Here is a 1,303-nt window from a genome sequence, read left to right as displayed (position 1 = left end):
GGTTCTTCGCAGAATTCCGTGGATGGCGACCGGCGATTTTGTAATCTAACGTCTGGAAACGGGACGTTGGAGGCCGAATTGCTGGGTCGCAAAGCACTGGAAGCGCTGGGTTGCTGGAAAGGCTATCGGGTGGAGCGTGTGGAGTGGCCGCAAGGCGAGCACCGCACGCTTGCGCTTTATCTAAAGCCGGTGGGCAAAGTGATGCGCTGCGAGCAATGCGGCGCCCGTTCGAGGCAGATTCATGAGACGACCGTGCGCCGGGTTCGTGATCTTCCGCTGTTCGAATATCGAGTGGTGCTGCATGTGCCGCGTCGGCGCGTGTGGTGCGATCGGTGCGGCGGCCCCAGGCTAGAGCGGCTGGATTGGCTCGGGCGCTACCAGCGAGTCACTGAGCGGTTCGCGCGGGCGTGCGAGAAGTTGCTGCAAGCAGCCAGCGTGCAGGCAGTGGCTGAGTTCTACGATCTGGGTTGGCACACGGTCAAATCGATCGACAAGATGCGCTTGCGTGCACGTCTTGTCGAACCGGATTGGTCGTCGCTGCGTTATCTGGCGATGGACGAGTTCGCTCTGCATAAAGGGCATCGCTACGCCACCGTGGTGGTCGATCCGATCAACCGTCAGGTGCTCTGGATCGGGCCCGGGCGCTCACGCGAGACCGCACGCGCGTTCTTCGAGCAGCTTCCCGAGGGCGTGGCCGCGCGCATTGAAGCGGTTGCCATCGACATGACCACGGCCTATGAACTGGAGATCAAAGCCCATTGCCCGCAGGCGGATGTGGTCTATGACTTGTTTCATGTGGTGGCCAAATACGGACGGGAGGTCATCGATCGAGTGCGGGTCGATCAAGCCAACCAGCTACGACACGACAAGCCCGCCCGACGAATACTGAAATCGAGTCGCTGGCTGTTGCTGCGCAACCGTCGCAATCTCAATCCACAGCAGTCGATTCACCTGAAAGAATTGCTTGCAGCCAACGAGCCATTGATGTGCGTGTATGTACTACGCGACGAACTCAAGCAACTCTGGTTCTATCGACGCCTCGCCTGGGCTAAAAAAGCGTGGGAGCAATGGTTTGAGCAGGCGCAGCAAAGCGGTATCGCCGCTTTGAATCAGTTCGCCCAGCGGCTGCAAGGCTACTTGCACGGCATACTCTCGCGGTGCCGGCACCCACTGAACACGAGTGTCGTCGAGGGCATCAACAACACCATCAAAGTCATCAAACGACGCGCCTACGGGTATCGCGACGAGGAATACTTCTTCCTCAAGATCCGCGCCGCGTTCCCCGGAAAAGCTCGATGAACCA

At 59.4% G+C, this 1,303-nt stretch carries 1 protein-coding gene; it reads left to right on the top strand.

Translation table 11 applies throughout. The features are described from left to right. Nucleotides 1-78 precede the first annotated feature (78 nt). Complete coding sequence (locus tag AWB83_RS35585; RefSeq protein ID WP_087050265.1) at nt 79-1,299, top strand: ISL3 family transposase; 1,221 nt, start codon at nt 79-81, stop codon at nt 1,297-1,299. The last annotated feature ends 4 nt before the right edge of the window (nt 1,300-1,303 follow it).

The organism is Caballeronia ptereochthonis (assembly GCF_001545075.1).
GTDB lineage: Bacteria > Pseudomonadota > Gammaproteobacteria > Burkholderiales > Burkholderiaceae > Caballeronia > Caballeronia ptereochthonis.
This window is presented reverse-complemented; position numbering and strand designations above follow the sequence as displayed.